Source organism: Ensifer sp. ENS10 (assembly GCF_014852025.1).
Classification (GTDB): Bacteria; Pseudomonadota; Alphaproteobacteria; order Rhizobiales; family Rhizobiaceae; genus Ensifer.
This window is the reverse complement of record NZ_JACVAS010000005.1, coordinates 254,657-266,704: the sequence shown is the minus strand read 5'-3', so window position 1 is coordinate 266,704 and position 12,048 is coordinate 254,657. Positions and strand designations below refer to the sequence as shown.

Genomic DNA, 12,048 nt, shown 5'->3' with positions numbered 1-12,048 from the left:
ATATCATACAACTATGCCTAACACATATTACATGTTGGTCGCAATCACTGAAGGAGGACATTCATGCTGACCGTCGAAACGCGGCAGGCCGTCAATCCGGACTACGCAAGGACACTCGACACCGAGGGCCTCCGCAGGCATTTTCTCGCTGAGGACATGTTTCGATCGGGCGAGATCCGGTTGATCTACACCCACTACGATCGCTTCGTGATGGGCGGGGCCGTGCCTGCAGGCAAGCCGCTGACGCTCGACAAAGTGGAGGAAACCAAGACGCCGTCGTTTCTCGACCGGCGCGAGATGGGCATCGTCAATGTGGGCAAAACCGGCACGGTCACGACCGAACAGGGGACCTACAGCCTCAACCGCGGCGACGTTCTGTATCTTGGAATGGGTACGGGGCCTGTAACGTTCTCCGGGGAAGGGCGCTTTTACATCACCTCCTGCCCTGCCCATCGCAGCCTGCCTGCGCAGCTCGTGACCATTGCGGGCAGCAAGGAGGTTAAACTCGGCACGACCGAAACCTCCAACAAGCGCACGATCAACCAGTTCATCCACCCGCTGGTCATGGAGAGCTGCCAGCTTGTCCTCGGCTACACGACGCTTGAAGATGGCTCTGTCTGGAACACGATGCCGGCGCATGTCCATGATCGCCGCATGGAGGCCTATCTCTACTTCGGCATGGACGAAAAATCGCGAGTGCTGCACCTGATGGGCGAGCCGCAGGAAACCCGCCATCTCTTCATTTCCAACGAGGAAGGCGCGATTTCTCCCCCCTGGTCCATTCATTCGGGCGCTGGCATCGGCTCCTACACGTTCATCTGGGCCATGGCTGGCGACAATGTCGACTATACCGACATGGAGTTCATCCAGCCGGGGGAACTGAAGTGACAAATCCCTTTTCCCTTCAAGGTCATAAGGCCCTTGTCACCGGCGCGAACACCGGGCTTGGACAGGCCATCGCCGTAGGCCTTGCTGCGGCTGGCGCCGAGGTGACTTGCGCGGCGCGGCGCGCGCCTGAGGAAACGCTTGAAATCATCGCAAGAGCCGGCGGGGAAGCCGCTTCGCTTGCTCTGGATTTCGCCGATCCCATGGCCGCACGCGACGTTTTTGCCGGAAAGGGCTACGATATCCTCGTCAACAATGCCGGCATCATTCGCCGCGCCGATGCGGTGGAATTCAGCGAGGCCGACTGGGACGACGTCATGGACGTCAACGTCAAAGCGCTGTTCTTCACCTGCCAGGCATTCGCCAAGGAACTGCTGGCAAAGGGCCGGCCCGGAAAGATCGTCAACATCGCATCGCTGCTTTCCTTCCAGGGCGGCATCCGCGTGCCCTCCTATACGGCGTCCAAGCACGGCGTCTCGGGGCTCACCAAGCTGCTTGCCAACGAGTGGGGCGCGAAGAGCATCAATGTGAACGCGATCGCGCCCGGCTACATCGAAACCAACAACACCGAAGCGCTGCGCGACGACCCGGATCGCAACAAAGCGATCCTTGATCGCATCCCAGCCAATCGCTGGGGCAGGCCCAAAGACATCGCCGGCGCTGCCGTCTTCCTGTCGTCGGCTGCGGCCGATTACATTCACGGCGCCATTCTCAATGTGGACGGTGGTTGGCTGGCCCGCTGATGGTGATGCCGACCACAAACTCATCATACATGTTATATGATGAGTTCGTGCCAAACCGGCTCATCTCATTCGAAATTTCCATTCTGAAAACACGTAGAGGACTAAAAGAAATGACCCCAGAACAGATCAAGGCCGCGCTTGGATCGGGCCTCCTTTCCTTCCCGGTCACGCACTTCGACAAGGACGGTCGCTTTGCGCCGGAAGGCTACAAGGCACATGTCGAGTGGCTGGCCGGCTACAAGGCGCCGGTGCTGTTTGCTGCCGGCGGAACCGGCGAGTTCTTCTCGCTGAAACCCGATGAAATCCCCGGCATCGTTGCCGCCGCCAAGGAGGTTGCTGGCGAAACGGCGATCGTTTCCGGCTGCGGCTATGGCACGGAGATGGCGGTCGATATCGCCCGCTCGGTCGAGCGTGTCGGTGCCGATGGCATCCTGCTCCTGCCGCACTACCTGATCGATGCGCCGCAGGAAGGGCTTTACGCCCATGTGAAGAAGATCTGCCAGTCGGTCGGCATCGGTGTCATGGTCTATAACCGTGACAACTCCGTGCTGCAGCCCGACACGCTGGCGCGGCTCTGTGACGAATGCCCGAACCTGATCGGCTTCAAGGATGGCACCGGTGATATCGGCCTCGTGCGCCAGGTCACCGCCAAGATGGGCGACCGGCTGATGTATCTCGGCGGCATGCCGACGGCGGAACTGTTCGCCGAAGCCTATCTCGGTGCTGGCTTCACCACCTATTCGTCCGCCGTCTTCAACTTCGTTCCGGGTCTTGCCAACGAGTTCTATGCGGCGCTGCGCAGCGGCGACCGCGCCACCTGCGAGCGCATCCTCAACGATTTCTTCTATCCGTTCATGGCCATCCGCAACCGCGCCAAGGGCTATGCCGTTTCGGCGGTCAAGGCGGGCGTGCGCCTGCAGGGGTTCAATGCGGGTCCGGTGCGCAGCCCGCTCAAGGACCTGACGGGGGCCGAAGTCGAGATGCTCGACGCCCTCATCGGCAGTCACAAGCGCAAAGCGTGACGGGCAGGGAGGAGTGGCATGAAGATCACCGCCGTCCGCACGCATCTCCTCGAGCATCGGCTGGCGGTGCCCTTCGAAAGCGCGTCGATGCGCTTTGATCGGCGCGCGCATGTGCTAGTCGAGATCGAATGCGATGACGGGACCGTCGGCTGGGGCGAATGCCTTGGGCCGGCGAGACCCAATGCGGCCGTGGTCGCGGCCTATTCCCCCTGGCTGATCGGCCAGGACCCGCGCCAGACCGAAAAACTCTGGGCGATTCTCTACAATGCGCTGCGTGATCAGGGGCAGCGCGGTCTGGCGATCACGGCGCTGTCCGGCATCGACATCGCGCTCTGGGATATCAAGGGCAAGCATTACGGCGCATCCGTCTCGATGCTGCTTGGTGGCCGCTGGCGCGAGAGCGTGCGCGCCTATGCGACCGGCAGCTTCAAGCGCGACGGCGTCGATCGCGTCTCCGACAATGCCATGGAGATGGCGGAACGCCGGGCGCAGGGGTTTCACGCCTGCAAGATCAAGATCGGCTTTAGCATCGACGAAGACCTGCGCGTCATCCGTGCCGTGCGCGAAGCGATCGGCGATGAAATGCGGCTGATGATCGATGCCAATCACGGCTACACCGTCACCGAGGCGATCCGCCTCGGCAAGGCGGCGGCGGACTACGATATCGACTGGTTCGAGGAGCCAGTGGTGCCGGAACAGCTTTCGGCCTATCGCGAGGTGAGAGCCGGGCAGCCCATCCCGGTTGCCGGCGGCGAGACCTGGCACACCCGCTATGGCATTTGGGCGGCGATCGAGAGCCGTGCCGTCGATATCCTGCAACCGGATCTCTGCGGCTGCGGCGGGTTCTCCGAGATGGCGAAGATCGCAAGTCTTGCGACGTTGCACGGCGTGCGCATCGTGCCGCATGTCTGGGGTACCGGCGTGCATCTTGCCGCTGCGCTACAGTTCATGGCGGCGATGACGCCAGATCCGGTGCGGGTAAACCCGATAGAGCCGATCATGGAGTTCGACCGGACGGAGAATCCCTTCCGCCAGGCGGTGCTGAAGACGCCGATCGAAACCGTGAATGGTGTCGTTGCCATCCCGGACGCGCCCGGTCTCGGCATCGAGATCGATCGCGATGCGCTCTCGGAATTCAAAGTATCTCAAGGGTGAGAACAGCGCGGGAGGCCAACGCGCCAACCACGCGCTCCCCCAGCAGGCGGGACGTGCGTTGATCTCAACGGTGCCGACCGCGTCTCCTACTGGTTGGCCGCAAGTCCGTCCGCGAGCGCAAGTGCTTGCTCGGGTTCGTCAAGCTGCATCAAGCCACCATCTCGACTCTGGCGCACCTTGTTCAGGTGATCGCGCGGACTGAGGCCCAAGGTCCGCTTGAACATGCGGGAGAAGTAATAGGGATCGGAATAGCCGACTTCGGTTGCGGCAGCCGCCACGGAAAGACCAGCCTCAAGGAAATGCATGGCGCGCTCCATGCGTTTCAGTTCCTGGTACTTTCGCGGCGTGCGGGTCACTCGCTTCTGGAATTCGCGCAAGAAGTAGTCGCGATTATAGGGGGATGCATCGACCGCTCGTGTCGCAATCTCCGGATCGAGCGGGTTGGCGGAGATCATCGTGGCAGCTTTCATGACAGCAAGGTCGATCGCATCGGCGCCCTCGGGCTGATAAGTGGCGTGGTCCCGCCATCCGATGAATGCGTCCTCGATAAAGGCAATGAGCAGCACCATGAAGAGATGATGCTGACCGAGCGTGACGGAGGAGGGAGGCACACTCTGGCGATAGTGCCGGACCAGCGGTTCGAGAAGCGCCCAGCGCGTGAGGCGCAATTTCGGTTGTAGGACCATCTGCGCGATAAGGTTATGGCGCCCGTAGATATCGAGCGTAAAGTGCTGCGCAACGCCGAGGTAGGTCTCCCGCCCCTCATTCCATCCGACGAAACGCTGGCCACGCAAAATCAGCATCGCGTCACCCGGCTCCATGATCCGAGGTTCGCCGTCTATCAGGTAATGCCCGCGCCCTTCGAGGCAGATCACAAGGTCATCGACCTCATTGGACTTGTCGATCCGCCAGGTGTGCGAGTGCTCCATGCGGATAGCGGCTCGCGTCAGATTGAGGCTCAGCGCCGTCGGTGGAATCGCAGAGAGAATGCCACCTTCAATTTCGTCCATCTTTTTCCTCGCCTTTGTGAATTCATTCTGCAGGAGAGATGGGTGATTGTCACCGCATAAGCCGCTTGTGCGCACCGTATCGTCTGGGAGGAGGGATCGGTTCGTGGCGAAAAAGGGAGAGTCCTGCTTTCGTCCGTGCCGATCCGGGAGCGTAATTTGTACGAAACTGTATCTATAAAGGCAGCATTTCGGTGCCCTCCGGGAGGAGCGGCATGAAAGGACACCGGCTTCTCGGGCTCGGCTATCTGGCGCCCTACGTCATCGGCCTTCTGATTTTCACGGCCATTCCGTTCATCGGCTCGTTCTACCTGAGCTTCACCAGCTACGACCTGATGAGCGAGCCACGCTGGACGGGGCTCGCCAACTACGAGCGGCTGTTCACCCGTGACCGCACGTTCCTTAAGTCGTTGAACGTCACGCTGCTCTACGTGTTCCTGACCGTGCCGTTGAAGCTCGCCTTTGCACTCTTCATCGCAGCGATCCTGAATCACCGGTTGAAATTCATCGGCCTCTTCCGCACGGCCTTTTATGTGCCGTCGATCCTTGGAGGTTCGATCGCGATTGCCGTGCTGTGGCGCTATGTCTTTGCCTCGGAGGGGCTCGCGAACATGGCGCTCACCACGGTGGGGCTTGCGCCGGTCGACTGGTTCGGCGACCCCACGAACGCGCTCTTCACCATCACGCTTCTGCGCTGCTGGCAGTTCGGCTCGGCCATGGTGATCTTCCTGGCAGCACTGCAATCGATCGACAAGTCGCTCTACGAGGCAGCGGCGATCGATGGCGCGGGCAAGGTGCGGACCTTTTTCTGGATCACCCTGCCGCTGCTGACTCCCGTGATTTTCTTCAACCTCATCATGCAGATGGTGCAGGCGTTCCAGGAGTTCAACGGCCCCTACATCATCACTCAGGGCGGTCCTCTGAAGGCCACATACCTGCTGCCGCTCTACATCTATGACGAGGCGTTCAAGAAGTTCAACATGGGTTATGCCTCGTCCATTGCCTGGGTGCTCTTTGCCATCATCACCGCGCTGACCCTCGTCGCCTTCTGGTCTTCGAAGAAGTGGGTCTACTACGCCGGCGACAAGAGGAGCTGAGCCATGGTCGATCTTCAAAAGCTCAACGGCCAGCAGGCTGCACGTAGGGCAAGGCTTCGCCTGCTGTCGACGACGGTTCGCTACGTGCTGCTCTTTTCGGTCGGTTTCGTCATGCTTTATCCGCTGATCTGGCTGGTCGGCGCGAGTTTCAAGACCAACTCGGAAATCTTTGCCGGCGCGGGCTTCCTGCCCGACAATCCAACCGCCGACGGCTACATCAAGGGCTGGCAGACATCGACACCCTATACATTCGGCCGGTTCTTCTGGAATTCGCTCCTGATCATCCTGCCGAAAGTGATTGGGACGGCTATCTCCTGCACCATGGCGGCCTATGCCTTCGCGCGCTTTGAGTTCCCGCTCAAGAAGGTGCTCTTCGCATCGGTGATTGCGATCCTGCTCTTGCCGAACGTGGTAACGCGTATCCCGCAATATATCCTGTTCCGCGATCTCGGCTGGCTGGACAGTTTCCTGCCGCTCTGGGTGCCCTCTGCCTTCGCGGGCGATGCCTTCTTCGTCTTCATGCTGGTGCAGTTCTTGCGCTCGCTGCCGGCAGACATGGAAGAGGCGGCGCGCGTCGACGGTGCAAACACTCTCCAGACGCTCGTCTACATCGTCGTTCCCATGCTGGCCCCGGCGCTGATCTCCGTCTGCCTGTTCCAGTTCATGTGGACGATGAACGATTTCCTCGGCCCGCTGATCTACCTGTCATCGGTCGACAAATATCCCGTGAGCCTCGCGCTCAAACTCTCCATCGACACGACAGAAGCCTTCGAATGGAACCGCATTCTCGCAATGTCGGTGCTGACGATCACGCCCGCTTTGGTCGTGTTCTTCGCTGCGCAACGGTATTTCATTGAAGGGATCTCCTCCGGGGGAGTCAAAGGCTGACCATGGCAAAGGTTCAACTGAAAAACCTCGAGAAGGTCTATGGCGGCGCGTTCAAGGCCGTCCACGGCATCAATCTCGACATCGAGGATGGCGAGTTCATGGTCTTCGTCGGCCCCTCGGGCTGCGCCAAGTCGACCACGTTGCGCATGGTTGCGGGGCTGGAGGAAATTTCGGGCGGCGAGATCGTGATCGGCGATCAAAAGGTCAACGACCTGCCGCCGGGCAAGCGTTCGATCGCCATGGTGTTCCAGAACTACGCGCTCTATCCGCATATGAAGGTGCGGGGCAACCTCGCTTTCGGACTGAAGATTGCGGGAAAGCCAAGGGCCGAGATCGAAGCAGCCATCAATCATGTGGCCAAGATCCTCGAAATCGAGCCGCTGCTCGACCGCCTGCCGAAGCAGCTCTCCGGCGGACAGGCGCAGCGCGTGGCACTCGGGCGCGCCCTCATCAAGAAACCAGGCGTCTTCCTCTTCGATGAGCCGCTTTCCAATCTCGACGCCAAGCTGCGCGCCTCAATGCGGGTGCGCATTACCGATCTGCACAGACAATTGAAGGCCGAAGGCCTGTCTTCGACCGTCATCTACGTGACCCACGACCAGACGGAAGCCATGACCATGGGAGACCGGATCTGCGTCATGCAGGCTGGCCACATCATGCAGGTGGCAACACCCAAGGAACTCTATAATCGTCCGGCAAACCTGTTTGTCGCCGGTTTCATCGGAAGCCCCGAGATGAACCTCGTCGATGCGACGCTTGAGGGTGGCGATCTCCAGATCGGAAACCAGTGCCTGGCGCTCGGCGCAAATCTCGAGGGCAGACTTTCGGCCAGACCTGCAGCGGCCGTGCTCGGCATGCGCCCGCAGCATCTTTCGCTCGTCGCTGATGGGCCGGGCCTCGCCGCAAGGCTCACCAACGCCGAGTTCATGGGGCACGAAGTCTACCTGCATGCCGACCTCGAAGGCCGCAAGCTGGTGAGCGTCGTGGGCGCCGCCGAGTTCGAGGCGCTCGGCCAGTCGGACGTTATCCGCCTGCGCCCGGATCCTGACCACCTGCATGTTTTCGACAAGACCGACGGCCGCAACGTCTCGCTGTGAGGAGGCAGCGTTCGGCCCCATTCCAAGGAGGAGAAGCTCGATGAGAACGAAAAGAACGATCGCAGCATTGGCCGGCGTTGCCTATGGCGCCCTGGCCCTCGGGGCGACCGCTCAGGGCGCCGAACTGCGCATGGCGTGGTGGGGCGGTGAAAGCCGCCACGTCGCCACCCAGAAGGCGATTGCGGCCTGCGGCGAAAAATACGGCCACACCGTCAAGGGGGAATTCACCGGCTTTGACGGCTACCTCGAAAAGCTGACGACCCAGATGGCCGGCAAGACCGAAGCCGATATCATCCAGGTCAATTGGCCTTGGCTGCCGTTGTTCTCGAAGAATGGCGACGGTTTTGCCGATCTGCGCAAGCTCAAGGCCGTCGATCTTTCCAACTGGAGCGAGGCGGATCTGTCGGCGGGATCAATGAACGGCGTGCTGCAGGGGCTTTCCGTTTCGACGACAGGCCGCGTCTTCTTCTTCAATGCCACGACCTTCGAGAAGGCGGGTGTCGCCATTCCGAAGAGCTGGGACGAGTTTTTCGCCGCCACGGCGACCATCAAGGAAAAGCTCGGCAAGGACTACTATACCTTCAACGCCGTCAAGGAGACGGCGCAGCTTCTGACGACGCTGGCCGTGGTGCAGAAGACCGGGAAGGATCTGGTCGATCCCGCGACCAATCGCGTTGCCTGGACGCCGGAGGAACTTGCCGAGGGCATATCGCTCCTGGGCAAGCTGGTCGAGACCGGAGCGATCAGATCGCAGAGGGAAGAAGCGGCCGATGGCAATGTCAATCTGTTCGAGAAGCCTGCCTGGGCAGACGGCAAGGTTGCCGGCTCCTACGAATGGGATTCGACCTATTCGAAATATGCAGACCCGTTGAAAGACGGTCAGCTGTTGAAGCCCGTGGCAATGCTGAGGTTTCCGGACGCCGTGACGGAAGGCGTCTATCGCAAACCCTCGATGGTGTTCTCCATCTCCAAGAACTCCAAGGACCCTGAGGCGGCAGCTCAGATCGTCAATTGCCTTCTGAACGAACCCGAGGGCATCGATGCGCTTGGCACATCGCGCGGCTTGCCGGCGTCGAAGGCCGCCGCTGCCCGCCTCGGTGACAAGGGCGAGCCGGAAGTGCGCGCAGCAAACGCTATCGTCGTTGCCGCAAGCGGTCCGGCCGTCTCGCCTTTCAACGAGCATCCGGAGGTGCGCGCAGCCTTCATCGATACGCTGGAGGAGTACGCCTATGGCCAGCTGAAGGCGGATGAGGCAGCCGCACAGATCATCGATACGGTGAACGACGTGCTTGCCGAGTTCGATTGATCGTCAGATGTCCCGCCACGGTTTCCGCGGCGGGTCCACTCTACCGGAAAAGCCAAGAGAACGAGACCATGATCCGACCGTCCATCATCGCGCTGTCAGCGCGAACGGCAGCGCTTTGCCTGCCTAAAGCCGGAGCGCTCTATCGCCTGCCTGACCCGGCCTCCTGGCGGCTTGAGCCGGCGGCCGGCGACGGTGAGGTGCGGGAAGGGATCACTGCGACGGTCGTCAGCCTTCTCCATGATCTTCAACCGGGTGGTCGCTACCGCCTCGAGGTCGAAGGGTTCCAGCCGCTTGAGTTCGAAACGCCAGCCTGCGCCGGTCTGATCGATCCAACCGCATTTGGTCTTGTCCCCGGTATCCGTCACGACGATCTCGAGGGTGCCCGCGCCAACGCCGCCGCTCTGGCGGACGCCGTAGTCGCCGTGCCCGACGGCGGCACTCTGCGCCTGCCCAAAGGAGACTGGACGGCCTTTCCGGTTCGGCTCAAGAGCGGCATAACCCTGCATATTTCCAAGGGAGCGGTCCTTCATGCGCCCTCGGTGCGCGCGGGCTGGCCCATCCTTGAAGCCCGCGACGCAATGGGCAGGATGCTAGGAAGCTGGGAGGGCCTACCGACTGCCTGTTTTGCCGCTCCGGTCCATGCCATCGGCGCCGAACGGCTCGTGATCGAAGGAGAGGGTTCTCTCGATGGTTCGGGCGACAGGGGAGATTGGTGGCATTGGCCGAAGGAAACCCGTGACGGAGCCCGCCGCCCGCGCGGTCTGCACCTCGTCTCCTGTGCCGACGTGAAGCTGCTGGGTTTTACCATCCGCAACGCGCCATCCTGGACGATCCATCCGCAGGGCTGCAGGAGGTTGGTTGCAGCGGGCCTCACCGTGGTCGCCCCGCCCGACAGCCCGAACACCGATGGATTCAATCCTGAAAGCTGCCGCGACGTCACGATCACCGGAGTGCGATTTTCCGTGGGCGACGATTGTATCGCGGTCAAGGCGGGCAAGCGCAGGCCGAATGGCGAACACGATCATCTTGCTGAAACCCGCGGCGTCCGAATCACCCATTGCCTGATGGAGCGTGGCCACGGCGGCCTCGTGATCGGCTCGGAAATGTCGGGCGGCGTGCACGATGTCTCCGTCGAGGATTGCGAAATGGTCGGCACGGATCGCGGCCTGCGCCTGAAGACACGACGGGGGCGCGGTGGATCCATCACGAATATCGTCATGCGGCGGGTTCTCATGGATGGTGTGGACACAGCGCTATCGGCCAACGCTCATTACCATTGCGATGCCGACGGTCACGACGACTGGGTGCAGTCACGCCAACCGGCCCTGATCGATCAGGGAACACCCTTCATCGATGGCGTCACCATCGAGGACGTCGAAATCCGCAAGCTCTCGCACGCAGCGGGCGCGTTTCTCGGCCTGCCGGAAGCGCCAATCCGAAACGTCAGAATTCGCCGACTGAAGATTGCGTCCTATCGCGCCGACGCGACCGCCTCACCGCCGATCATGGCTGACCGGGTGCGACCTATGCGGCACGAGGCGATCGCCGCCGAGTACGCCGAGATCGACTGCGACGAACCTGCGCTCTTGAGCAGAGCCCCGATTTCCGTTTCCCTTGAATGAGATACCCGATGGACCCGACCGCCTATTTCGACCAGTTCACGCAACGCTACACCCCCTACAAGGGCGGAAGCTGGTGCTACGAGGACGGCTGCATCTATCGCGGTCTTCGACTACTTTTCGAGGCGACAGGCGAGAGGCGCTGGAGCGAGCACCTGCACCGGCTCGTCGATCGCCAGGTCGGTTCTGACGGCACACTCCTCGGGTACGATCCTGCCGAGTACAATATCGACCACATTCTCGCTGGACGCGTCCTGTTCCCATTGGCCGCAGAAACAGGCGATCGTCGCTACAGGACAGCGGCAGACCAACTCGCAGGTCAACTTGAAACCCATCCGCGCATACTTGCGGGCAACTATTGGCACAAGCAGCGCTACCCTAACCAGGTTTGGCTCGACGGGCTCTATATGGGTCTCCCGTTTCAGATCGAATACGCACTTGCGACCGACAATCCGGCTCTGATTGCCGATGCGCTTCAGCAGTTCGCGACAGCACTTGCGCTCACCGCGACCGCCAAGGGCCTCTACGTGCACGGCTATGATGACAGCCGGAAGCAAAGTTGGGCCGACCCGATTACAGGCAGGTCGCCGGCGGTCTGGGCCCGGGCCGTCGGCTGGCTGGCAATGGCACTGGTTGATGCGCTGGCGCTTCTACCCAACGACAGGGCGACCGCAGCGCTACGTTTGAGGACCAGCCTGCTGCTTGACGAATTGATGGCACGCCAGACGCCGTCCGGCCTCTGGATGCAAGTCCTCGATGAGCCCGATCTTGCGGGCAATTATGAGGAAAGCTCTGCTTCTGCCATGTTTGCCTACGCATTGCTGCGCTACGCGCGATTGGGCCTTTCTCAGGCTGATCGAGCCACTGTGGCCGGCCGGCGAGCCCTCAACGCATTGATTTCGGGGCGCCTTGTCGCCGATAGCGAGGGCATCACTCGATTGACGACAATCGTCGGTGTCGCTGGTCTCGGCGGCTTCGAAGGCAACTATCGCGACGGCTCGCCCGGCTACTACCTCTCGGAGCAGGTGGTCGCCGATGACGCCAAGGGCGTCGGACCACTGATGATGGCGTTCGCCGAAGGCCTGAGGTGCTGTGGGTGGCGAACTGCCTAAGTCACGCGCCCGACCGGCCGAAGGCTGTATTCTTATTCTTATCCTTCCAGATGGTGTAACGGGCGGAACCTGGCCTGCCCGGTTTGAAGGGCTGGTGGTCGTCCCTCACAATGATGG

Annotated in this window: 11 protein-coding genes; 10 read left to right on the top strand and 1 reads right to left on the bottom strand. The window is 61.3% G+C overall.

Annotated features, from left to right (window positions below):
* Positions 1-63 precede the first annotated feature (63 nt).
* From kduI to IB265_RS19645, 4 genes are all read left to right on the top strand, one after another.
* A complete protein-coding gene (gene kduI / locus IB265_RS19660) occupies positions 64-888 on the top strand; it encodes a 5-dehydro-4-deoxy-D-glucuronate isomerase (protein WP_192495063.1) in 825 nt (274 codons plus the stop codon).
* Positions 885-1,628 carry a 2-dehydro-3-deoxy-D-gluconate 5-dehydrogenase KduD gene (kduD, locus tag IB265_RS19655; RefSeq protein ID WP_058329609.1) on the top strand — a complete coding sequence of 248 codons (744 nt, stop codon included), beginning with the start codon at positions 885-887 and terminating at the stop codon, positions 1,626-1,628. The genes kduI and kduD overlap by 4 nt, the downstream gene beginning before the upstream one ends.
* Before the next feature lie 110 nt (positions 1,629-1,738).
* A complete protein-coding gene (gene kdgD / locus IB265_RS19650) occupies positions 1,739-2,650 on the top strand; it encodes a 5-dehydro-4-deoxyglucarate dehydratase (protein ID WP_192495062.1) in 912 nt (303 codons plus the stop codon).
* Positions 2,651-2,668: 18 nt separating this feature from the next.
* Positions 2,669-3,805, top strand: coding sequence for a mandelate racemase/muconate lactonizing enzyme family protein (locus IB265_RS19645; RefSeq protein ID WP_192495061.1), 1,137 nt, complete (start codon positions 2,669-2,671; stop codon positions 3,803-3,805).
* A gap of 86 nt (positions 3,806-3,891) precedes the next feature.
* On the opposite strand, the gene IB265_RS19640 is transcribed toward IB265_RS19645, so the two are convergent.
* A complete protein-coding gene (locus IB265_RS19640) occupies positions 3,892-4,815 on the bottom strand; it encodes an AraC family transcriptional regulator (protein WP_192495060.1) in 924 nt (307 codons plus the stop codon).
* Positions 4,816-5,027: 212 nt separating this feature from the next.
* Here IB265_RS19640 and IB265_RS19635 point away from each other — a divergent pair, with 212 nt between their 5' ends.
* From IB265_RS19635 to IB265_RS19610, 6 genes are all read left to right on the top strand, one after another.
* Positions 5,028-5,909: a carbohydrate ABC transporter permease gene (locus IB265_RS19635; protein ID WP_192495059.1), complete on the top strand. Its 882-nt coding sequence runs from the start codon at positions 5,028-5,030 to the stop codon at positions 5,907-5,909.
* A gap of 3 nt (positions 5,910-5,912) precedes the next feature.
* Positions 5,913-6,797 (top strand): carbohydrate ABC transporter permease, encoded by an 885-nt coding sequence (locus tag IB265_RS19630; protein ID WP_192495058.1) that lies wholly within the window; start codon positions 5,913-5,915, stop codon positions 6,795-6,797.
* Positions 6,798-6,799: 2 nt separating this feature from the next.
* Positions 6,800-7,894 (top strand): ABC transporter ATP-binding protein, encoded by a 1,095-nt coding sequence (locus IB265_RS19625; protein WP_192495057.1) that lies wholly within the window; start codon positions 6,800-6,802, stop codon positions 7,892-7,894.
* Between the two features lie 40 nt (positions 7,895-7,934).
* Positions 7,935-9,200 carry an ABC transporter substrate-binding protein gene (locus tag IB265_RS19620; RefSeq protein ID WP_192495056.1) on the top strand — a complete coding sequence of 422 codons (1,266 nt, stop codon included), beginning with the start codon at positions 7,935-7,937 and terminating at the stop codon, positions 9,198-9,200.
* Between the two features lie 68 nt (positions 9,201-9,268).
* Positions 9,269-10,822: a glycoside hydrolase family 28 protein gene (locus IB265_RS19615; protein WP_192495055.1), complete on the top strand. Its 1,554-nt coding sequence runs from the start codon at positions 9,269-9,271 to the stop codon at positions 10,820-10,822.
* 8 nt (positions 10,823-10,830) lie between these two features.
* Positions 10,831-11,931 carry a glycoside hydrolase family 105 protein gene (locus tag IB265_RS19610; protein WP_192495054.1) on the top strand — a complete coding sequence of 367 codons (1,101 nt, stop codon included), beginning with the start codon at positions 10,831-10,833 and terminating at the stop codon, positions 11,929-11,931.
* The last annotated feature ends 117 nt before the right edge of the window (positions 11,932-12,048 follow it).

Bases quoted from the DNA above. Each gene is read 5' to 3' on its own strand.
- IB265_RS19635 (WP_192495059.1), top strand. From the start codon at position 5,028: ATGAAAGGACACCGGCTTCTCGGGCTCGGCTATCTGGCGCCCTACGTC.
- IB265_RS19640 (WP_192495060.1), bottom strand. From the start codon at position 4,815: ATGGACGAAATTGAAGGTGGCATTCTCTCTGCGATTCCACCGACGGCG.
- kdgD (WP_192495062.1), top strand. From the start codon at position 1,739: ATGACCCCAGAACAGATCAAGGCCGCGCTTGGATCGGGCCTCCTTTCC.
- IB265_RS19630 (WP_192495058.1), top strand. From the start codon at position 5,913: ATGGTCGATCTTCAAAAGCTCAACGGCCAGCAGGCTGCACGTAGGGCA.
- IB265_RS19610 (WP_192495054.1), top strand. From the start codon at position 10,831: ATGGACCCGACCGCCTATTTCGACCAGTTCACGCAACGCTACACCCCC.
- kduI (WP_192495063.1), top strand. From the start codon at position 64: ATGCTGACCGTCGAAACGCGGCAGGCCGTCAATCCGGACTACGCAAGG.
- IB265_RS19620 (WP_192495056.1), top strand. From the start codon at position 7,935: ATGAGAACGAAAAGAACGATCGCAGCATTGGCCGGCGTTGCCTATGGC.
- IB265_RS19615 (WP_192495055.1), top strand. From the start codon at position 9,269: ATGATCCGACCGTCCATCATCGCGCTGTCAGCGCGAACGGCAGCGCTT.
- IB265_RS19625 (WP_192495057.1), top strand. From the start codon at position 6,800: ATGGCAAAGGTTCAACTGAAAAACCTCGAGAAGGTCTATGGCGGCGCG.
- IB265_RS19645 (WP_192495061.1), top strand. From the start codon at position 2,669: ATGAAGATCACCGCCGTCCGCACGCATCTCCTCGAGCATCGGCTGGCG.